Source organism: Streptomyces hilarionis (assembly GCF_024539675.1).
Taxonomy (GTDB): domain Bacteria; phylum Actinomycetota; class Actinomycetes; order Streptomycetales; family Streptomycetaceae; genus Streptomyces; species Streptomyces hilarionis.
On sequence record NZ_JAHHIT010000049.1, the window covers coordinates 49726 to 70829 of the forward strand.

At 72.6% G+C, this 21104-nt stretch carries 20 protein-coding genes; 10 read left to right on the forward strand and 10 right to left on the reverse strand.

Features of this window, described 5'->3' with window-relative positions:
- Positions 1-54: 54 nt before the first annotated feature.
- The 3 genes from KMS84_RS12180 to rsmI form a co-directional block, all read right to left on the reverse strand.
- Positions 55-945, reverse strand: a complete 891-nt coding sequence (locus KMS84_RS12180; protein WP_256916178.1) for a TatD family hydrolase — start codon at positions 943-945, stop codon at positions 55-57.
- Positions 946-1067: 122 nt separating this feature from the next.
- The gene (locus tag KMS84_RS12185; RefSeq protein WP_256916179.1) at positions 1068-1490 is read right to left on the reverse strand and encodes a hypothetical protein; all 423 of its coding nucleotides are present in this window, start codon (positions 1488-1490) and stop codon (positions 1068-1070) included.
- Positions 1491-1834: 344 nt separating this feature from the next.
- Positions 1835-2707 carry a 16S rRNA (cytidine(1402)-2'-O)-methyltransferase gene (gene rsmI / locus KMS84_RS12190; protein WP_256916180.1) on the reverse strand — a complete coding sequence of 291 codons (873 nt, stop codon included), beginning with the start codon at positions 2705-2707 and terminating at the stop codon, positions 1835-1837.
- Positions 2708-2769: 62 nt separating this feature from the next.
- On the opposite strand from rsmI, the gene KMS84_RS12195 reads away from it, so the two are divergent.
- The 4 genes from KMS84_RS12195 to KMS84_RS12210 all read left to right on the forward strand — a co-directional run bounded on the left by KMS84_RS12195 (position 2770) and on the right by KMS84_RS12210 (position 9619).
- Positions 2770-4518 carry a dolichyl-phosphate-mannose--protein mannosyltransferase gene (locus tag KMS84_RS12195; protein ID WP_256916181.1) on the forward strand — a complete coding sequence of 583 codons (1749 nt, stop codon included), beginning with the start codon at positions 2770-2772 and terminating at the stop codon, positions 4516-4518.
- 207 nt (positions 4519-4725) lie between these two features.
- Entirely contained in the window at positions 4726-5817 is a 1092-nt protein-coding gene (locus KMS84_RS12200; RefSeq protein ID WP_256916182.1) for a right-handed parallel beta-helix repeat-containing protein, read from the forward strand.
- 286 nt (positions 5818-6103) lie between these two features.
- Complete coding sequence (locus KMS84_RS12205) at positions 6104-7732, forward strand: penicillin-binding transpeptidase domain-containing protein (protein WP_256916183.1); 1629 nt, start codon at positions 6104-6106, stop codon at positions 7730-7732.
- A 210-nt stretch (positions 7733-7942) separates the two neighbouring features.
- The gene (locus KMS84_RS12210; RefSeq protein WP_256916184.1) at positions 7943-9619 is read left to right on the forward strand and encodes a penicillin-binding transpeptidase domain-containing protein; all 1677 of its coding nucleotides are present in this window, start codon (positions 7943-7945) and stop codon (positions 9617-9619) included.
- Positions 9620-9701: 82 nt separating this feature from the next.
- On the opposite strand, the gene KMS84_RS12215 is transcribed toward KMS84_RS12210, so the two are convergent.
- Entirely contained in the window at positions 9702-10055 is a 354-nt protein-coding gene (locus tag KMS84_RS12215; RefSeq protein WP_256916185.1) for an SsgA family sporulation/cell division regulator, read from the reverse strand.
- Between the two features lie 260 nt (positions 10056-10315).
- Here KMS84_RS12215 and KMS84_RS12220 point away from each other — a divergent pair, with 260 nt between their 5' ends.
- The 6 genes from KMS84_RS12220 (at position 10316) to KMS84_RS12245 (ending at position 15214) form a co-directional block, all read left to right on the forward strand.
- On the forward strand, positions 10316-11374 hold the full coding sequence (locus KMS84_RS12220; RefSeq protein WP_256916186.1) for an energy-coupling factor ABC transporter permease: 1059 nt from the start codon (positions 10316-10318) through the stop codon (positions 11372-11374).
- Between the two features lie 4 nt (positions 11375-11378).
- Positions 11379-12140, forward strand: a complete 762-nt coding sequence (gene cbiQ / locus KMS84_RS12225; protein ID WP_256916187.1) for a cobalt ECF transporter T component CbiQ — start codon at positions 11379-11381, stop codon at positions 12138-12140.
- Positions 12128-12889: an energy-coupling factor ABC transporter ATP-binding protein gene (locus tag KMS84_RS12230; RefSeq protein WP_256916188.1), complete on the forward strand. Its 762-nt coding sequence runs from the start codon at positions 12128-12130 to the stop codon at positions 12887-12889. The genes cbiQ and KMS84_RS12230 overlap by 13 nt, the downstream gene beginning before the upstream one ends.
- On the forward strand, positions 12886-13353 hold the full coding sequence (locus KMS84_RS12235) for a MarR family winged helix-turn-helix transcriptional regulator (protein ID WP_256916189.1): 468 nt from the start codon (positions 12886-12888) through the stop codon (positions 13351-13353). The genes KMS84_RS12230 and KMS84_RS12235 overlap by 4 nt, the downstream gene beginning before the upstream one ends.
- Before the next feature lie 212 nt (positions 13354-13565).
- Entirely contained in the window at positions 13566-13970 is a 405-nt protein-coding gene (locus tag KMS84_RS12240) for an organic hydroperoxide resistance protein (protein WP_256916206.1), read from the forward strand.
- Positions 13971-14047: 77 nt separating this feature from the next.
- Positions 14048-15214, forward strand: coding sequence for a serine hydrolase domain-containing protein (locus KMS84_RS12245; protein ID WP_256916190.1), 1167 nt, complete (start codon positions 14048-14050; stop codon positions 15212-15214).
- A 35-nt stretch (positions 15215-15249) separates the two neighbouring features.
- Here the strand turns inward: KMS84_RS12245 and KMS84_RS12250 are convergent, their stop codons facing one another.
- From KMS84_RS12250 to KMS84_RS12275, 6 genes are all read right to left on the reverse strand, one after another.
- Positions 15250-15531: a DUF1876 domain-containing protein gene (locus KMS84_RS12250; RefSeq protein WP_256916207.1), complete on the reverse strand. Its 282-nt coding sequence runs from the start codon at positions 15529-15531 to the stop codon at positions 15250-15252.
- A 144-nt stretch (positions 15532-15675) separates the two neighbouring features.
- Complete coding sequence (locus tag KMS84_RS12255; RefSeq protein WP_256916191.1) at positions 15676-16521, reverse strand: EamA family transporter; 846 nt, start codon at positions 16519-16521, stop codon at positions 15676-15678.
- Positions 16518-16973 (reverse strand): YbaK/EbsC family protein, encoded by a 456-nt coding sequence (locus KMS84_RS12260; RefSeq protein ID WP_256916192.1) that lies wholly within the window; start codon positions 16971-16973, stop codon positions 16518-16520. The genes KMS84_RS12255 and KMS84_RS12260 overlap by 4 nt, the downstream gene beginning before the upstream one ends.
- A 204-nt stretch (positions 16974-17177) precedes the next feature.
- The gene (locus KMS84_RS12265) at positions 17178-17750 is read right to left on the reverse strand and encodes a lamin tail domain-containing protein (RefSeq protein ID WP_256916193.1); all 573 of its coding nucleotides are present in this window, start codon (positions 17748-17750) and stop codon (positions 17178-17180) included.
- Positions 17751-18097: 347 nt separating this feature from the next.
- On the reverse strand, positions 18098-20356 hold the full coding sequence (locus KMS84_RS12270; protein ID WP_256916194.1) for an MMPL family transporter: 2259 nt from the start codon (positions 20354-20356) through the stop codon (positions 18098-18100).
- Positions 20357-20479: 123 nt separating this feature from the next.
- Positions 20480-21082: a TetR/AcrR family transcriptional regulator gene (locus KMS84_RS12275; RefSeq protein WP_256916195.1), complete on the reverse strand. Its 603-nt coding sequence runs from the start codon at positions 21080-21082 to the stop codon at positions 20480-20482.
- Positions 21083-21104: the final 22 nt, after the last annotated feature.

The window sequence follows — 21104 nt, forward strand, 5'->3', positions numbered from 1 at the left end:
CTCTCCAAAGTGGCGCGGCTACCGAGCGTCGCGTTCGATTCCGCCGGCCCGCCGTCAGTAGCCGAACGCGCGTGCCGTGTTGGCGGCGAGTGCGGTGGCCAGAGCGTCCTCGCCGACGCCGCGCACGGCGGCCATGGCACGCACCGTGACCGGGACGAGATACGGCGCGTTGGGCCGTCCGCGGTACGGCGCGGGGGTCAGGAACGGGGCGTCGGTCTCCACCAGGAGCAGTTCCGGCGGGGCCACGGCGACGGCGTCCCGCAGGTTCTGCGCGTTCTTGAACGTGACGTTGCCGGCGAAGGACATGAAGTACCCGGCGCGGGCGCAGATCTGCGCCATCTCGGCGTCGCCGGAGTAGCAGTGGAAGACGGTCCGCTCGGGAGCGCCCTCCTCCTTCAGTACGCGCAGCACGTCCGCGTGAGCCTCCCGGTCATGGATGACCAGGGCCTTTCCGTGCCGCTTGGCCATCTCCACGTGCGCGCGGAAGGAGTACTCCTGGGCTTCCTTGCCCTCGGGGCCGGTGCGGAAGTAGTCCAGCCCCGTCTCGCCGACGCCTTTGACGTGCGGGAGCGCGGCCAGGCGGTCGATCTCGGCGAGCGCCTCGTCGAGCGCGGCCGCGCCGCCGGCCCGGCGGGCGCCCTGCCGGGACCAGTTGTCGGGGTCGCCGTGCACGATGCGCGGGGCCTCGTTCGGGTGCAGGGCGACCGCCGCGTGGACGCTGTCGTGCGCCGCCGCCGTCTCGGCGGCCCATCGGGAGCCCCGGACGTCGCAGCCGACCTGGACGACCGTCGTCACGCCGACCGAGGCCGCCTTAGCGAGCGCCTCCTCCACCGTGTCCGACTGCATGTCGAGGTGGGTGTGGGAGTCGGCGACCGGCACCCCGAGGGGGGCCGGGAGCGGCGGCGCGGCGCTGGTGTCGGCGTTCCTGGCGGCGTTCGAAGACATGCCCCGATCCTACGGACCGGGCGCGCGGCCCCCGGCCGACGCCCTCACCCGAACGCCCTCACCCGGCGGCCGGGCGGCCGGACCGCTCTCGGCCGCCCGGCCCGTCCCAGCCCGCCCTGCTCCTAGCCCGCCTTGCGGTGGAAGGGGTGCAGCAGGTCGGAGAGGTGCCAGTGGTGGTCGGCGTGCGCGCCCGCCCCGGCGGGGCCTTCCCCGGCCTCCGGGGCCGGCGCCTCGACAGGTCCGGCCGGGGGCGCCGCCTTGCGCGGGCGGGAGGCGTCGCGCACGGACGAGACCTGTCCGGCCCGCATGATCCGCACGACGTGGCCGTCGCAGTTCTGGCACGCGGGGCGGCTCAGCGGCGACGGCACGACCCGGCCCTCCGCCACGTAGAGGACGAACTGCCGTCCGTCGCCGTCCGTGTGGTGCTCGATCTCGTACGACTGCTCCCAGCCGTGCCCGCACCGCATGCAGGCGAAGGAGTACGACTCGTTGACGACGGCGCTCGCGCCGTCCCGGAGACCGGTCTGCCCTGTGATGTCACTCATGCCAGCTCCTGCTGTCCGCTGGACAAGCGCTCCCGGCGCGGGAGTTCCCCCCGGAACGCCCTTGGGAGCGAGGGACGGGTGCGTCCCTGTCACCAGTGGACTCCTCGGCGGACGCGAAGGCATCAGGTCTGTGCACTGTTGGAGGCGATTTGGACTTTCCTTGCCGAAGCGGCTCCGGCGAGGGGGCCGGGCTTTGCTTTCGGCGACGGCCCTTTGCCCCCGCATGGGGCGCACGCTCAGACGACATGCGCCCTGCTCAGAGGGGGTGTGAGCCGCTTCACAGCACGATGGCAACAGCCGTCACACAAGCCCGGCGGCGCCGTCACGCGAACGCGCGGGAACCCTCACAGTTCCCCCGCGTTCTTCGCCGCCACGACCGCGTCGAACACCTCGCGCTTGGGCAGCCCGGTCTCCGCCGCCACCGCCGCGATGGCCTCCTTGCGCCGCTCGCCCGCCTCCTCGCGCACCCGCACCCGCCGCACCAGCTCCGCCGCGTCGAGCTCCTCGGGCCCGCGCTCGGGCGCGCCGGTGACGACGACGGTGATCTCGCCTCGCACCCCCTGCGCGGCCCACTCCGCCAGCTCGCCGAGCGGTCCGCGCCGCACCTCCTCGTACGTCTTGGTCAGCTCGCGGCAGACGGCGGCCCGGCGGTCCGCGCCGAACACCTCGGCCATCGCGGCGAGGGTGTCGTCGAGCCGGTGCGGGGCCTCGAAGTAGACGAGGGTGCGCCGCTCCTGCCCGACCTCCCGCAGCCGCGACAGCCGCTCCCCCGCCTTGCGGGGCAGGAACCCCTCGAAGCAGAACCGGTCCACGGGCAGCCCGGACAGGGCGAGCGCGGTGAGCACGGCCGACGGCCCGGGGACGGCGGTGACGCGCACGTCGCGTTCCACGGCCGCGGCGACCAGCCGGTAGCCGGGATCGGACACGGAGGGCATCCCCGCGTCGGTGACCAGCAGCACCCGGGCGCCGTTCACCAGCTCCTCGACCAGCTCGGGCGTGCGGGCGGACTCGTTGCCCTCGAAGTAGGACACCACCCGCCCCCTGGGCGTCACGCCCAGCGCCTGGGTGAGCCGGCGCAGCCGGCGGGTGTCCTCGGCGGCGATCACGTCGGCGCCGGTCAGCTCTTCGGCGAGGCGGGGCGGGGCGTCCGCGACGTCGCCGATGGGGGTGCCGGCGAGCACGAGGAGTCCGGAGGCGGTTTCGGGCGTGGCTGTCACGTTTCCATCCTCGCAGGGGAGAGACACGGGACTCACACAGACCTGTTCCCTACGATGGCGCGGTGACCAGTACCGCGTCCTCCATGGACTCAACGGACTACCGGCAGGACCGGACGCCCCACGACCGGCGGCCGTCGTGGCAGCAGCGGCTGCGCCGCTTCGGATACACGGCGGAGCCCTCCGCCGACGTCCGCGAGCGCCTGTCGCCGCCGTACGCGCAGCCCGGCCCGCGGTTGTGGCAGGTGCTCGGCGTCCCGCACGGGTGGGCGGAGCGGATCGCGCGCTGGTCGCCGTGGGGAGGCCCGCTGCTGGTCACGCTGATGGCGGGGGTGCTGCGGTTCTGGAACCTGGGCAGCCCCAAGGCGGTGATATTCGACGAGACGTACTACGCCAAGGACGCGTGGGCGCTCGTCCACCGCGGGTTCGAGGTCAACTGGGACAAGAACGCCAACGACCTGATCCTCTCCACGGGCGGTCACGTCGCCGTTCCCGCGGACGCGGCGTACGTGGTGCATCCGCCGGTCGGCAAGTACGTCATCGGGCTGGGCGAGCTCCTCTTCGGGTTCGACCCGTTCGGCTGGCGGTTCATGACCGCCCTGCTCGGCACCCTCTCGGTCCTCCTGCTGTGCCGGATCGGCCGCCGCATCTTCCGCTCCACGTTCCTCGGCTGCCTCGCCGGCGCCCTGATGGCCCTGGACGGGCTGCACTTCGTGATGAGCCGCACCGCGCTGCTCGACGGGGTGCTGATGTTCTTCGTGCTGGCCGCGTTCGGCTGTCTGGTCGTCGACCGCGACCGGGCCCGCGCGCGGCTCGCCGCCGCGCTGCCGCCGGACGCCGACGGCCGCTACCGCCCGGACGCGACGGTGGCGGAGACCACCCGCCTGGGCCTGCGTCCCTGGCGCTGGGGCGCCGGCCTGTTCCTGGGGCTGGCCATCGGCACCAAGTGGAACGGCCTCTACATCATGGTCGCCTTCTGCCTGATGTCGGTCCTGTGGGACGTCGGTTCGCGCCGCGTGGCCGGCGCCCGCCACCCGTACCGGACGGTCCTCCGGCGCGACACGGGCCTCGCCTTCCTGGCCACGGTCCCCGTCGCGCTGGTCACGTACCTGGTGTCGTGGACGGGCTGGATCCTGTCGGCCGCCGACGGCAAGGGCGGCTACTACCGCAACTGGGCCGCCACCGACGGCAGGGGCGGCAGCTGGACGTGGCTGCCGGACTGGCTGCGCAGCCTGTGGCACTACGAGCACGAGGTGTACGAGTTCCACACCCACCTCACCTCGCCGCACCGGTACCAGTCGAACCCGTGGAGCTGGCTCGTCCTCGGCCGTCCGGTGTCGTACTTCTACGAGTCGCCCGCGCCCGGCAAGGACGGCTGCCCCTCCGACGCGAGCGGCAAGTGCGCCCGCGAGGTCCTCGCGATCGGCACGCCGCTGCTGTGGTGGGCGGCCTGCTTCGCCGTCCTCTACGTGCTGTGGCGCTGGCTGCTGCGCCGGGACTGGCGGGCGGGCGCGATCGCCTGCGGCATCGCGGCCGGCTACCTGCCCTGGTTCCTGTACCAGGAGCGCACGATCTTCCTCTTCTACGCGGTCGTCTTCCTGCCCTTCCTCTGCCTGGCGGTGGCGATGATGATCGGCGCGCTCGCCGGTCCACCGGGCTCGACCGACACCCGCCGCGTGGCGGGAGCGACGGGCGCGGGCGTCCTCGTCCTGCTCATCGCCTGGAACTTCATCTACTTCTGGCCCCTGTACACCGGCCAGGCGATCACCATCGACTCCTGGCGCTCCCGGATGTGGCTGGACACCTGGGTCTAGCGGGGCAGGCGCGCGACGACGACCACGACGGGCAGTCCGCAGTCGTGGTCGTCGTCGTAGTCGTCGCCAGTGAGGATCGACACGTCGGGGCATCAGTGTCGATTTAGCCGTTTGTCGATAAAATCTTCGCCGAGCAGTGCCGACCGCCGATGCCCCCCACGTATGGAGTCACTGGTTTTGTTCCGAGCGCAGAAATCACCGGCGGAGATGCTGTCCGGATCCCGTCCCGTCTCCCGCAGGTCGATGCTGGCCCTGGCCTCCGTCCCGCTTCTGGTCGGTGGACAGCGTTTCCTCGGTGGCGCCAAGAGCGACGTGCTCGTCAAGGACTACCCCACGCCCCAGCGGGCGGCCGACGCCGCCGCCGGCAAGCGTCTGGTCTTCCCGGCGGGGCGGACGTACACGGTCACTTCGCTGTCGATTCCCGCCGGGTGTCACGTCGAGGGCAACGGCGCGACGTTGCGGTTCCCGGACAACTCGACGGAATCCACCACCCACAGTGACGAGATTCTGGCCGTCAGCGGATCGGGCGTCACGATCGACAACCTCAAGTTCGACGGGCGCGCGTCGAAGCAGGGCGCCACCTGGTCCCAATACCGGCACTGCGTGCGAATCCAGGGGAACGTCAGCGGGGTCGTCGTCAAGAACTGCGAGTTCAGCGACATCATCGGCGACGGCGTCTACGTCAGCATCGGAAGTTCCGCCAAGAACTGCACGATCGGGCCGGACAACACGTTCACGTCCGACCATTTCAACCGCAACGGCGTCTCCCTCGTGACCGGCACCCACATCGAGGTGCACCACAACAGGTTCGTCAAGTGCTCGCGCTCCGGAATGCCCGGGCCCATCGACCTGGAACCCAACGCGTCCACGGAGACCCTGTCCGACGTGTTCGTCCACCACAACACGATCGTCGGCGGGTCCGAGAGCGGCACGGGCACCCTGCCCGGCATCGTGTACAGCGGTTTCCAGAACGCGGCGGCCGACAACATCAACATTCACGACAACGACATCAGCGGCACCAGGTTCACGGACGGCGTCCTGGTCATCGGCATCACCGGCGGCCCGTTCAACGCCGTGACGAACCTGAACGTCTACAACAACCACATCCACGACATCGGCCATGCCGACAGGTTCGGCGTGGGCATCAACCACTACATCGGCGCGAACGTCTACGACAACACCTTCAGCGGCATGCAGTGGGCCATCTACAACTACAAGGGCGCGCTCGGCGTTTCGGCCGGCAACACGTTCATCGGAGTGGCGGCGGACATCACGAACGACGATCCGCACCTCGCGTAGTCGAGAACGCACGGTTCCGGAAGTCCCGGAGCTCCCCGGCCGGCCCGCCCGTCCTGACCTGCTCCCGCCCGGCCCGCCTCACCGTCACCGCCACCGTCACCGCCGCAGTCGCAGTCGCATCGGCGGCCCGGGTTCATGTACGTGGCCGGATACATGGGGCTAACGATTGCGGAAACTGATGCCCCGTTCGTCGCTCCTTCCGCTTACTGTAAGCGCGAGAAGAGCTTTCTGAACGCGTTCAGAAAACGTGGGACGGGAAGCCACCGCAACGGGGAGGGGTTCACAGATGCGCAAGGGGGCCAAGGCGGCCGTGATCGGCTCGGTCTTCGCCGTGATGGTGGGCGGGGCCGGGTACGGGGCCTTCAACATCGTGAACGCGCTGAACGGGGACGGCGGCACGGGGTCGCGGGGCTCCGGACCGGCGGCCGTGAAGAGCGGACCGCCGAGCGGGTCCGAGGTGAAGGACACCAGCGCCGCGTTCTTCGCCGCCTGGACGAAGGGCCAGGCCGCCGCCGCAGCCGACCTCACCAACAACGCGGCCCGGGCCGAACCGCTGCTGGCCTCCTACCGCGCCGCCCACATCACCGGCGTGAAGATCACGCCGGGCAGGGCGTCGGGCGCCGTGGTGCCGTACAAGGTCGCGGCCACGGTGTCGTACGGGGGGAAGTCCAAGCCGGTCTCCTACGCGAGCCGGCTCACGGTCGTGCGGGGCGTGACGACCGGCAGGGCGCTGGTGGACTGGCAGCCGTCGGTCGTCCACCCGCAGCTGAGGAAGATGGACGACACGCTGGTCACGGGCGCTTCGTCGGCGCCGCCGATCGAGGCCGTCGACCGCGACGGCAAGGTGCTGACCAAGGAGAAGTACCCCTCCCTGGGACCGATCCTGGACCAGCTGCGCGCCAAGTACGGCGACAAGGCCGGCGGCACGCCCGGCATCGAGCTGGCGATCAGACACGCCGGCCCGGGCTCGGCCGACACCCCGCTGCTGACCCTGGCCGAGGGCAGGCCCGGCAAGCTGCGCACCACGCTCGACGCGGGCGTGCAGGCGGCCGCCGAGAAGGCGGTGCAGAAGTACCCGCAGTCCTCGACGGTGGCGGTCAAGGCCGGCACCGGCGAGGTGCTGGCGGTCGCCAACAACCGCACCGACGGCTGGAACGCGGCCTTCCTGGGCGAGGTCGCCCCCGGCTCCACCATGAAGATCGTCAGCGCGGCCACCCTCATCGACAAGGGGCTCACCACCGCGAACGGGCCGGCCCCCTGTCCGGACTCGGCCGTCTCGGACAGCCAGACCTTCCACAACCTGACCGGCATGAAGGCAAACGAGCGGGCCACGCTCTCCGAGAGCTTCGCCCGCTCCTGCAACACGGCGTTCGTCAAGTTCGCCGACGACGTCAAGGACGACTGGCTGAACGCCGAGGCCCGCGACCGCTTCGGGATCGGCCTCGACTGGAAGACCGGCATCCCCTCCTTCGACGGCTCGGTCCCGGTCTCCACCGGGCCGGACACCGCGGCGGGCCTGATCGGCCAGGGGCAGGTGCAGATGAACCCGCTGAACATGGCGTCGGTGACCGCGACCGCGATGACGGGCACGTTCCGCCAGCCGGTGATCGTCCCGCTCTCCCTCGACGGCCGCGAGCCGGCACGGGCGCGCGGGCTGTCGTCGAGCACCGTGCAGCAGCTGCGCGCGATGATGAACCGCACCGCGACCAGCGGCACGGCGGCGAACGTGATGGCCGGGCTCGGCCCCCGGATCGGCGCGAAGACCGGCAGCGCCGAGGTCGACGGGCAGAACAGGTCCGACAGCTGGTTCACCGGCTACCGCGGTGACGTCGCGGCGGCGGCCATGACGCAGGACGGCGGCCACGGCATCGACGCCTCCGGCCCGCTCGTGGCGGAGGTGCTGCGGGCGAGCTGAGCCGGGGCCACCGGCCCGAGGGCCGCGGGGCCGCGGGGCCGCGGGCGGCAAGCGGTGGGCGGGGAAGGGCCTTTGCGGGGTGGCTGACGTCACACGTGACGTCGCCCGCGCCGACGGGACTCTAGGGTGGTAGCCGTCGTTGGGGTCAGTGAGGGCAACGAGGGCAGCGGGGCTGGGGGGAGAGCCCCTGGGGATCCGGAGGATCTGGCAGTGGGCAAGAGAAGGCGCGTCGAAGAACGAAGCAGCAAGCGGCGTCCCGCCGTGGTCGGCGGCATGATCGCCGTCGTCGTCGGCGGAGCCGGGCTCGGCGTCTACGCGCTGTACGGCGGAGCGGCGGCCGACGACGGCGCGGCCGCCGCGGCCAACGGCCGGCAGGTGCCCCGGGTGCGGGCCGACGCTCCGTCGGCGGCCGAGGCGAAGGCCCTGGCCGCCCGGTTCCTGACGGCCTGGCAGAAGGGCGACGCGGCCCGGGCCGCCGCCGTCACCGACGACTCGGCGGCCGCCACCGCCCTGCTGACCGGCTACTCCAAGGACGCCCACGTCACGGACGTCACCCTCACCGCGGGCACGGCCGCCGGCGTCAAGGTCCCGTTCTCGGTGAAGGCCACCGTGAAGTACAAGAACGTCGGCAAGCCGCTCGCGTACGACAGCGCGCTCACCGTGGTGCGCAACCCGAAGAACGGCAAGGCGCAGGTGGACTGGCACGCCTCCGTCGTCCACCCCGACCTTCAGGACGGCGACACGCTCGTGACGGGCGAGTCCGGCACCCCGCCGGTCAGGGCCGTCGACCGTGACGGCGGCGAGCTGACGGCCGCGAAGTACCCCTCGCTGGGCACGGTGCTGGACGGGCTGCGGGAGAAGTACGGCAAGAAGGCCGGCGGCAAGGCGGGCGTCGAGCTCCAAGTGGTCCGCGGAAAGGCGTCGAAGGCGAAGAAGGCCTCCGACAAGACGCTCCTGGAGCTCAGCAAGGGCACCCCGGGCACGGTGAAGACCACGCTGAGTCCGGCCCTCCAGGCGGCGGCCGAACGGCAGGTGGCGAAGACGGCCCGCTCCTCGGTGGTGGTGATGCGGCCCTCCACGGGCGAGATCCTCGCGGTGGCCAACGCGAGCCCCGGCTTCAACACGGCGTTCAACGGCTCGCTCGCGCCCGGCTCCACGATGAAGGTCATCACGTCGTCGCTGCTCATCGACAAGGGGCTGGCGTCGGCGGACAAGACCCATCCCTGCCCCAAGACGTTCAGCTACGGCGGCTGGAAGTTCCACAACGACGACGACTTCGAGATCAAGCGCGGCTCGTTCAAGGCGAGTTTCGCGCGCTCCTGCAACACCGCCTTCATCAGCCAGGCCCCCAAGCTCAGCGACGACAGCCTGACCCGGCAGGCCCAGCAGGTCTTCGGCCTGTCGATGAACAACTGGGCGATCGGCGTCCCGTCCTTCGACGGCTCGGTGCCGGTGCAGTCGAAGGCGCAGATGGCGGCCTCGCTCATCGGCCAGGGCGGGGTGCGGATGAACCCCCTGAACATGGCGTCGGTCGCCGCCACCGTGAAGTCGGGCTCCTTCCACCAGCCGTACCTGGTCGCCCCGTCGGTGGACGGCCGCACCCTGGCGTCGGCGTCGCGCACCCTGTCGTCGTCGACGCTGTCGCAGGTGCGCGAGCTGATGAACTACACGGCCGCGGCCGGCACCGCCGCCGAGGCGATGTCCGGCCTGGGCCCCGACTACGGCGCCAAGACGGGCTCGGCCGAGGTCGACAACCAGGACAAGCCCAACGGCTGGTTCACCGCCTACCGCGGCGACCTGGCCGCTGCCGGCGTCGTGCAGGCGGGCGGCCACGGCGGCGACACGGCCGGCCCGATCGTGGCGTCCCTGCTGCGCATGGGCGGCTGAGCGCGGCCGGGCGGCCGGGCGGCCCTCGACGATCCGACGCGGCCCGGGCCGGGGCGCGACGGGCCGGTGCGGGGCGATACGGCTAGTGCGGGACGGGCTGCTGGGCGGTGGCCATGTAGGTGCGGCGCAGGAACCGCAGCAGCGCCTTGGACTCGAACTGGACGACCGAGACGCCGTGCGCGGAGTGGAACTCGACCACGGCCTGGACGCGCCCGCACGGCCACACCCGGACCTCGCCGGTGCCGGCCGGGGCGCGCAGGCCCTGTTCGAGGAGGGTCCGGGAGAACGTCCACTCCCGGCGGTCGGGCAGCCCGACGCGCACGGAACGGGGTTGCTCGGGGTCGTAGCGCAGGACGACCGGTACGGCCGTCTCCTCCTCGACCCGGTCGGCGTCGGTGACGATGTGGGCTCGCGCGTACTGTTCGACTACAGACATCGACCGGCCCTCTCACGCAGCGTGACCTGTGCGGAAGCTGTGCATCCGCTCCCCCTCCAATGTCGCATATTTTGCGGATTGCGCTCACCTGCACCGGCATATCTCATCTGTGCGATACACGGATCCACCCGTGCCGCACCCGGCCCGGCGGCCCCGCACCCTCGCCGGGGCGACCCCGCACCGCTCCCCGAGGGGAGATCCCCGACGGACGAAGCTCTCGCTCTTGCGAACGGTTCGCATTAAGCCACTATCATCGTCGGGTGCACGTACCCGACGGATTCATCAACGCCCCGACCTCCGCCGTGACCGGAGTCGTCGCCGCCGGCGCCATCGCCGTGAGCCTGCGCGGCGCGCGCCGCGAGCTCGACGACCGGACCGCGCCGCTGGCCGGCCTGGTCGCGGCGTTCATCTTCGCCGTGCAGATGCTGAACTTCCCCGTCGCCGCCGGGACCAGCGGCCATCTGCTGGGCGGCGCGCTCGCCGCGATCCTGGTGGGCCCGTTCACCGGGATCCTGTGCGTCTCCGTGGTCCTGCTGATGCAGGGCATCCTCTTCGCCGACGGCGGGCTCACCGCCCTCGGCGTGAACGTCACCGACATGGCGATCGTGACGACGGTCGTCTCGTACGCCGTCTTCCGGGGCCTGGTGAAGGTCCTGCCCCGCGGGCGCCGCTCCCTCACCGCCGCCTCCTTCGTCGCCGCGCTGCTGTCCGTGCCCGCCGCCGCCGTGGCCTTCACGCTCATCTACTGGGTCGGTGGCACCACCGACGTGGCGATCGGCAAGGTGGCCGGCGCGATGATCGGCGTGCACGTCCTGATCGGCGTGGGCGAGGCGGCGATCACCGCGCTGACGGTCGGCGCCGTCGTCGCCGTCCGGCCGGATCTCGTGCACGGCGCGCGCGACCTGCGCCAGAGGCTCCGGCTGCGGGTGAACGGCGAACTCGTCGACGCCCCGGCCGCCGAGGGGACGCGCCCGGCGCCCATGGCGGCCCGCGCCTCGCGGCGCACGCTGTGGGTGACCGGCCTGGTCACCTCCCTCGTCCTGGCCGGCTTCGTCAGCTTCTACGCCTCCGCGAACCCCGACGGGCTGGAGAAGGTCGCCGCCGACCACGGCATCGACCAGAGGACCGAGAAGCACGCCTCCTCCGACTCCCCGCTCGCCGACTACGGCGTCAAGGACGTCGCCGACGCCCGCCTCTCCGGCGGCCTGGCGGGCGTGATCGGCGTCGGCACGACCGTCGTCGCGGGCAGCGCCGTGTTCTGGGCGGTGCGCCGACGCCGCACGCGCGACGTGTCCCCGGCCTCCACGAGCGGCGTCTGACGTCATGGGAGCGGGACACGCGCACCGGCTCTACCGTCACGGGCACTCGCCCGTGCACGGTCTGCCGCCGCACACCAAGCTGGCCGCCGCCTTCGGGTTCGTCATCGTCGTCGTGTCGACGCCGCGGGAGGCGATGTGGGCGTTCGGCCTGTACGCCGTCCTGCTCGCCGCCGTCGCGCACCGGGCACGTGTGCCGGCCGGCTTCCTGCTGAAGCGGCTGCTCATCGAGGTGCCGTTCGTCGCGTTCGCCGTGCTGATGCCGTTCGTCGCCGAGGGCGAGCGGGTGGACGTCCTCGGGCTCTCGCTGAGCGTCAACGGCCTGTGGGGCGCCTGGAACGTGCTCGCCAAGGGCACCCTGGGCGTCGCCGCCTCCGTGCTGCTGGCGTCCACCACGGAGCTGCGCGAGCTGCTCCTGGGCCTGCAACGGCTGCGGCTGCCCCCGCTGTTGGTGCAGATCGCCTCCTTCATGATCCGCTACGGCGACGTCATCACGGACGAGATGCGGCGCATGCGGGTCGCCCGCGAGTCGCGCGGGTTCGAGGCGCGGGGTGTGCGGCACTGGGGGGTGCTCGCGAAGTCGGCGGGCGCGCTGTTCATCCGCTCCTACGAACGCGGGGAGCGCGTGCACCTGGCCATGGTCAGCCGGGGGTACGCCGGTTCGATGCCGGTGATCGACGAGGCGACCGCGTCCCGGGCGCAGTGGTCGTACGCGCTGGCCCTCCCGTTCGCCGCCCTCGTCGTCTGCGTGTTGGGATGGGCCCTGTGACTGACGTTTCCCTGGAGGTCTCCGGCCTCGCCTTCGCCTACCCCGACGGCCACCAGGCCCTGTTCGGCGTGGACTTCACCGTCGCGCGCGGCGAGCGGGTCGCGCTGCTCGGGCCGAACGGCGCCGGCAAGACGACCCTGGTGCTGCACCTCAACGGCATCCTCGCCGGCGGCGCCGGCACCGTGACGGTGGCCGGGCTGCCGGTCGGCCGGCAGCATATGGCCGAGATCCGGCGCAGGGTCGGCATCGTCTTCCAGGACCCCGACGACCAGCTGTTCATGCCGACCGTGCGCGAGGACGTGGCGTTCGGCCCGGCAGCGGCCGGGCTGAAGGGCGCGGCCCTGGAGGCGCGCGTCGACCACGCCCTCGCCCAGGTGGGCATGGCCGAGTTCAAGGACCGTCCGCCGCACCACCTGTCCTTCGGCCAGCGGCGGCGCGTGGCGGTCGCGACGGTGCTCGCGATGGAACCCGAGATCCTCGTCCTGGACGAGCCGTCCTCCAACCTCGACCCCGCCTCGCGCCGCGAACTCGCCGACATCCTGCGGTCGTTGGACGTCACGGTGCTCATGGTCACGCACGACCTGCCGTACGCCCTGGAGCTGTGCCCGCGCGCCCTGATCCTCAGCGAGGGGGTGATCGCGGCGGACGGCCGGACCGGCGAGCTGCTCGCCGACGACGCCCTCATGCGGGCGCACCGGCTGGAGCTGCCCTTCGGGTTCGACCCGCGCTCCGCGACAATGGGCGCGTGACGAACGACGGACCCACCGCCGACGGCTCGCTGCTCCTCGACGAGCAGCTGTGCTTCGCCCTGTACGCCGCCCAGCGCGCGGTGACGGCCGCGTACCGTCCGCTCCTGGACGAGCTGGGCCTCACCTACCCCCAGTACCTGGTGCTGCTGGTGCTCTGGGAGCGCGGGGAGACGACCGTCAAGGAGCTGGCCGCGGCCCTGCGGCTGGACTACGGCACGATGTCGCCGCTGCTGAAGCGGCTGGAGGCGGCGGGTCTGGTGCGCCGGGAGCGCTCGGCGCGCGACGAGCGCTCGGTGCTGGTGGCGTGCACCGGGCGGGGCGAGGAACTGCGGGGGCGCGCGCAGCGTGTGCCCGGCGCTCTGCTCGCGTCCACCGGCCTGGAGGCGGCGGAGGTCGCCCGGCTGCGCGAGGAGCTGTGGGGCCTCGCGGAGCGGGCGCACACGGCTGCCGACCGGCCCCGATAGCCCTGCGGGCCCCGCACGTCCCCGGCGCCACCGGCGTTACCTGCGGTTACCACCCCCCTGCCGGGGACACACCTACCTACCGGCCGGTACCTTGTGCACGATGTAATTGGGGAAGACGCTGGGGAGGGTCCGCCGTGACAGAAGGCGCCGCAGTCGGCACCACCGGGAACGCCGAGGCAGCCGGCACCGCCGACACCCGTCCGACGAAGATCATGTACGTCGCCGAGGCGACCGCGCACGGGGGCCGCGACGGGTACGTGACCAGCCAGGACGGCCAGATCGAGTTGAAGGTGGCGATGCCGCCGCAGCTCGGCGGCGACGGCAACGGCACCAACCCGGAACAGCTCTTCGCGGCCGGCTACAGCTCGTGCTTCCACAACGCGCTGATCCTCGTCGGCAACCGGGCGGGCTACGACCTCACGGGCTCCACGGTGGCGGCCAAGGTCGGCATCGGCCCGAACAGCAGCAAGGGATACGGTCTCGCGGTCGCGCTCAGCGTCTCGCTCCCGGTCCTCGACCCGGGCCTCGCCGAGAAGCTGGTCGACGCGGCGCACCAGGTGTGTCCGTACTCCAACGCCACGCGCGGCAACATCGATGTAACGATCATCCTCGGCTAGCGGGACGAAGGAATCGCAGGCTCTCCCCGGGCGTTCCCCATGGAGTTGAAGGCGATCTTCCGAGAGGGCGTGCGGGCGTGGACGTGAACGGTGCGGTGGCCGAGGGCTTCGAGCCGGTCCGGGAGGCGTTCGTCCGCAACTTCGACGTGCTCGGGGACCGGGGCGCGGCGGTCGCCGTCTACCGCGACGGGCGCAAGGTCGTCGACCTGTGGGGCGGCACGCGGGACGTCGACGGCACGGCGCCCTGGGAGCAGGGCACCGCCCAGATCGTGCGCTCGGCGACCAAGGGCGTGATCGCCGTCGGCCTCCTCCTGCTGCACCAGCGCGGCGAACTGGACCTGGACGCGCCGGTCGGGGCGTACTGGCCCGAGTACAAGGCGGCGGGCAAGGAGCGCACCCTCGTGCGGCACGTCCTGGCGCACCGCGCGGGCGTGCCGGTGCTCGACCGGCCGCTGACCCCCGCCGAGGCCGCCGACCCCGACCTCGGGGCGGCGGCGGTCGCGGCGCAGGCCCCGGTCTGGGAGCCCGGCACGGACCACGGGTACCACGCGCAGACGTACAGCTGGCTGACCGGCGAACTGGTCCGCCGGATCACCGGACGCCCGGTCGGCGAGTGGATCGCCGACGAGATCGCCCGCCCGGCCGGGGCCGACCTGTGGCTCGGGCTGCCGGCCGCCCGGCGCGCCCGGGTGGGGCGCGTGGGGCAGGTGGACCCGCCGGCGCGGGCCGGCAGCCTGAAGACCCGGCCCAAGCCCGCCGTCGCCGCCGCCTACGCCGACCCGGACTCGCTCACCCGCCGCGCCTTCGCCGCGATCACGCCGCTGCCCGACGAGAACGACGACGCCTACCGGGCCGCTGCCCTGCCCGCCTCCAACGGCATCGCCACCGCCGACGGCCTGGCCCGCTTCTACGCCTCGCTGATCGGCGAGGTCGAGGGCGGGACACGGCTGCTGCGGCCGGAGACGGTGGCGCTCGCGCGCGGCGAGCAGTCCGGCGGCCCGGACCGGGTGCTCGTGGTGAACACCCGCTTCGGCCTCGGTCCGATGCTGCACGGCGCCGCGTCCCCCCTGCTCTCGCCCGCCTCCTTCGGCCACCCCGGACGCGGCGGCGCCCTCGGGCTCGCCGACCCCGAGTCGGGGATCGCCTTCGGCTACGTCACCAACGGTTTCCGCACGAGCGTGACGGCGGACCCGCGCGCCCAGGCCCTGCTCCGCGCCCTGCGCACGGCGACGACGACGCACTGACGCGGCGCGCCCCGGCCCGGCCCGGCCGACGCCGGCTACACGTTGATGGAGTGGGACCGCCGCCCCGAGGCGTCGTCGATCTCCAGGTGCGCCTTGGTCAGCAGCTGCATGGCGATCTCGTTGAGCGCCCGGGCGCCCGCGATCTCCTCGCCGACCCGGGGCTGGTTGGCGTCCACGGTGTGCCGGGAGGCGTGCCCGTGTGCCCTGACCTCGGTCCCGTCCGGCAGACGCACCATCGCGACCGCCCGCGTATGCCGGTCGTCCTCCTCGAACTCCAGCTCCACATGCCAGCCGACCGTGGTGTGCATGACGGTCATGACGCTCACCTCCGAAGCTCCTGCTTCCAGGGTGCTCCTCAGAACCGGCGCCCGCACCCACGCGCTCCCGCGCCCCCGGACACCCGCCGCGCACCCGCCGACCACCGTCCGGTCGGCGGCCCAGGGCGACGGCGAGGCGACGGCTCAGCCCGCGTGGAGCATCAACCCAATGCCCACCACGAGCAGCCCGGCCGCGGCGAGGCGCGGCGCGCCGAACCGTTCCTTGAAGAACAGCGCGCCGATCGCCGCTCCGACGATGATCGACGACTCCCGCAGCGCCGCGATCGGGGCCAGTTCGGCTCGGGTCTGGGCCCACAGGACGAGGGCGTAGGCCAGGACGGACAGGGCCGAGCCCAGGAGGCCGAGGGCGGCGTGCGGGCGCAGGACGGCGGCGGTGCGTCCGCGCCAGCGGTAGACGGCGTAGGCCGGGATGACGACTCCCTGAAGGGCCATCAGCCAGGCGATGTAGCCGAGCGGCGAGCCGGAGGCGCGCACGCCGAGCCCGTCGACGACGGTGTACGAGGCGATGGTCAGGCCCGTCGCCAGCGCCGCCCCGACGGCCGCCCAGTCGGGCCTGCGGCCGCGCAGGCCCCACAGTGCGACGCCGGTCAGTCCCGCGCACGACAGCGCGATGCCGGCGGCCGCCCAGCCGTCGGGCACCTCGTGGGCGAAGACGGCGGCCAGCACCGTGACGACGAGCGGCGCCGAACCGCGCGCGAGGGGGTAGGCCTGGCCGAAGTCGCCGAGCCGGAACGACCGCATGAGCAGCGCGAAGTACGCGATGTGGATGAGCGCCGAGCACAGCAGGTACGGCCATGCGCCGGCCGCCGGGAACGCGGCGAACGACGCGAGGACGAGCCCGATGAGCATCCCGCCGCCGGCGATGAGGGTGAAGCCGACGAGCTTGTCGGTGATCCGGTGGGCGATGGCGTTCCAGCCGGCGTGGGTGACCGCGGCGACCAGGACGGCCACGGTGACCAGCGGGGTCACGCGGCACGCTCGCGGACGTCCCCGAGGGTCGCGCCGGGGCGCCGGACCAGGTCCCCGGGCGCCACGGGGAGGACGACGTGCGGGCCGCCCGCCGCGGCCCGCACCACCTGGTGGGCGGGCAGGACCCGGTCGGCCGGCACCCGCGTCGGCGTGCGGTGCCCCAAGGGCGGGACGCCCCCGATCACGTAACGGGTCGTCTCGCCTACGACGTCGGAGGCGGCCGGTGTCACCCTTCCCGCGCCCGGTCCCGTGCGCACCCGCTCGACGTCCACGCGGAAGGCCCCGTCCGCCGGGGCCGGCGACGTGCGGATCCGGCTCGGCTCGCGTCCGACGGCGGCGACCGCCTCGGCGGCGCTGCGGGTCGCCTCGGGCGAGCTGCGCGCGGAGGGACCGTCGTGGCCGAGGGTGCGGCGGGCTTCGGTGAACCGGGGGTGCGCGGCGAGCGGGGTCATGCGGGGCACGCTAGCGGTCGGTGGAGGCGGCAGGCGAAGGGACGGGGCGGATCGCCCGGCCCCTTACGGAGGCGCGCCGGACGCGATCGGACGACGAAGCGCCCGGCCCCCGGAAGGGGGTCGGGCGCTTCGCCGTCGGGCCGGAGCCGGCAGGCCGGGGCCTCAGGCCGGGGCCGTCATGCCGGAGTGGCCGGGGTGTGGACGTCAGGCGCGGCGGTGGTGGCCGTCACCGCGGTGGTCGTCGCGGTCGTGACGCCCACCGTCGTGGCGGTCGTCGCGGTCGTGACGCCCACCGTCGTGGCGGTCGTCGTGGCCGTGACGGCGGTGGCCCCAGGACTCGGAGTCCACGAGACGACGGTGGTCGTTGCGCAGGGTCGCGGTGTCGGAGAAGTTGTCCCACACCTCGCGGTGGCGGTCCTGGAACAGGTCGGTGCGGGTGTCGCGGCCCTCACCGGTGTGGACGCGGACGGTGGCGCGGGGGGCCAGCCGGTAGTGGCGGAAGGTGTAGGTCTCGCCGCGCTCGTCGGAGAGGGTCCACCCGTTCAGGTTGACGGCGTGGCGGGTGGTGTTGGTCAGCTCGACCCACTCCCTGTTCAGCGAGCGGGCGGAGCGGTCGTTTCGGCCCGGTGCATCGTACTGCACGGCGCTGATCTCCACAGCCGGACGGTCGTGGCGGGAGTGGTCGGCGGCGGACGCCGGCAGCGCCACCGTCCCGACGACGGCCGCGGCGATCGCGGCGGCGGCGAGACAGCGAGCGGAAACAGTGTTAACGGACACAAGGTCTCCTTGCGTGGTGCGGGTAACGGCCTGATCGGCCGCACGGCCAACACTCGACCACCGACCGCGGTCAGCGCGCCTGATTGGCGCCCCACGTTACGAACCGTCCACATTCCGGTGACAGTAGGCTTCCATGTCCATATATGTACTGAAGGCTCCGAACCATTGGGACTACTGGCCTGTAGGCGTTCGCCGCCGCGGGCCGTCACCCGAAAGTGGGTCACAGAGCGGGGTGCGGAAAAAGAAGCCGGTGAGGGCGCCCCGTCCCCACGGAGCCCTCACCGGCGGTCTTTCTCAGGGGCGCCCTCGCGCGTCGGGCGCACCCGCGCGCGTCGGGCGGCCCCGGGTCAGGCGCGCACGAGTTCCCGGTCGTCGTCCGGGTCGGCGTCCTTGGCGCCCGCGGCCTGGTCCCGCTTCGCGAGGGCCTCGCCCTCGACGTCGACGTTGGGCAGGACGCGATCCAGCCACTTCGGCAGCCACCAGGCCTTCTTGCCCAGCAGGGCCAGGACGGCCGGCACGATGGCCATGCGCACGATGAACGCGTCGAACAGGACGGCGCTCGCGAGGCCGAAGCCGATCGTCTTGATGATCGCCTCGCTGGCGGTGATGAAGCCGCCGAAGACGGCCATCATGATGATCGCGGCGGCGGCCACCACCTTGGCGCTGTACCGGAAGCCGGTCACCACGGCCTGGCTCGGGCTCTCGCCGTGGACGTACGCCTCGCGCATCCGGGTCACGAGGAAGACCTCGTAGTCCATCGCGAGGCCGAACACGACGCCCACCATGAAGATCGGCGTCATCGACATGATCGGCCCGGTCTCCTCGACGCCGATCAGACCGCCGAGCCAGCCCCACTGGAACACCGCGACGACGGCGCCGAGCGCGGCGAGCACGCTGAGCAGGAAGCCGAGGGCCGCCTTCAGCGGGACCAGGACGGAGCGGAAGACCACGATCAGCAGCAGGAAGGCCAGGCCGACGACCAGCCCCAGGTACGGGATGAGCGCGTCGTTGAGCTTCTGCGAGAAGTCGATGTTCATCGCGGTGGTGCCGGTGACGAGCACCTGCGCGCCCGTGTCGGACCTGATGTCGGCGCCCTGGTCGCGGATGGCGTGGACCAGGTCCTCGGTCTGCGTCGAGGAGGGCTTGGAGTCGGGGATGACGGTGATCGTCGCGGTGTCGCCGGCCTTGTTGAAGGTGGCCGGGGTGACCGTGACGACGTCCTCGAGGCGCTTGATTCCGTCGGTCACCGCGGTCGCGGCGGCCTGCGGGGCGTCGCTGCCGCGGGCGTCGACCACGATCATCAGGGGGCCGTTGAAGCCGGGGCCGAAGCCCTCCGAGAGCAGGTCGTAGGCCCGGCGCTGGGTGGTGGACGTCGGCTGCGAGCCGTCGTCGGGCAGGCCCAGCTCCAGCTGGGTGGCGGGGACGGCGATCGCGCCCAGTCCGAGCACGCCGAGCAGGAGCACGGCGGCCGGCCGGCGGATGACGAAGCTCGCCCAGCGCACGCCCGGTCCGGGCTTGGCCGGACGGGACGCCCCGGCCTCGGACGCCCCCTCGGACGCCCCGGCCTTGGACCCGCGCGACCTGCGCTTCTCACCCGTCGCCCGGACCCTGCGGCCCGCGAAGCCGAGCAGTGCGGGGATCATGGTCAGCGCGATGAGGACGGAGACCACGACCGTGCCGGCGGCCGCGAGGCCCATCTTGGTCAGCATCGGCACGTTGACGACGGACAGGCCCGCCAGGGCGATCACGACGGTGAGGCCCGCGAAGACGACCGCCGAGCCGGCGGTGCCGGTGGCGCGCCCGACCGCTTCCTCGCGGTCGCGGCCCTCGGCCAGCTCGCTGCGGTAGCGGGAGACGATGAACAGGGCGTAGTCGATGCCGACCGCGAGCCCGATCATCAGGGCGAGCGTGGAGGTGGTGTCGCCGAGGTCGAGCGCCTTGGCGAGGGCGGTGATGGCGGAGACGCCGATGCCGACCCCGATGATCGCCGTCAGCAGCGGCAGTCCGGCCGCGACCAGTGATCCCAGGGTGACGACGAGGACGACGGCGGCGATGGCGAGACCGATGACCTCGCCGGCCGCTCCCGGCTCCGCCCCGGCCTGGAGCGCGTCACCGCCGACGTCGACGGTGAGCCCGGCGGCGCGGGCGTCGTCCGCGGCCTTCTCCAGGGCGTTCCTGGTGGCGTCGGTCAGCTCCATGCCGGGCGCGTCGTAGCGGACCGAGGTGTAGGCGACCGTCGCGTCCCCGCTGACGGCGTGCGTCGTGAACGGGTCGGTGACGGAGACGACCTCGGAGCCGCCGCTCAGGGACTTGACGGTCTTGTCGACGGTCGCCCGGTTGGCGGCGTCCGTCATCTTCTGCCCCTCGGGGGCCTTGAAGACGATGCGCCCGGTCGCGCCGTCGGCGCTGGCTCCGGGGAAACGTTGTTCCAGCAGGTCGAAGGCCTTCTGCGCCTCGACGCCCGGAATGGAGAAGGAGGTGGTGCCCGGTGCGGGCGCGGTCGCGGCGCCGACTCCGGCGAGGGTCAGCAGTGCGACCCACATCAGGGCGACGAAGCCGCGTCGCCGGAAGGCGAATCGGCCGAGTTTGTAGAGGAACGTGGCCACGGAGGCGTACTCCCGGTCAGGTCGTGTGCGTGCAGGGCAGGGGTGACCAACCCGGCGTGGGGCAGGGGTGATCGGCCCGACGACGTGAGCGGTGACGTCAGGGTGGGCGGACCGCGGGGACGGTCAGGTGGTGGGCGCGCCGAGGGCGGGGAGGACCACGGCGTCGATGTACGACAGCAGGAAGGCCTGTGTCGGCGGCTGCTCGTCGAGCATGGTGCGGGCGGCGAACGCGCCGATCATCATGTGCGGCACGAAGGACATCGCCGGGCTGTCCGCGCGGATCTCGCCCCGGCCGACCGCGCGTTGCAGCACGCGGCCGAACTCGGCCATCTCCGGCTCGACCAGATGCTCCTTGAAGGCCTTGAGCAGGTCCGGGTTGCCGTGGACCGCCATGGCCAGACCTCGCATGAGGGCGGAGTTCTGCTCCATCTCGCAGTCGTCCGAACGCAGGGTGAGGGCGTGCAGGTCGCCCCGGAGCGTTCCGGTGTCGACCTCGCCGGCGGAGCTTCCCGGCTTGCCGTGCCGGACCGCCTTGGCGACCAGTTCGGCCTTGCCGCCCCACTGGCGGTAGAGCGTGGCCTTGCTGGAGCGGGTGCGGGCGGCGACGGCGTCCATGGTGAGGGCGTCGTAGCCGACTTCGCGGAGCAGTTCGAGCACGGCCTCGTAGAGCTCGGCCTCGCGCTCGGGGGTGATGCGGCTGCGACGCGCCGTTGCGACCTCAGTCATCCCGCTCCCCTTTCCCACTCCG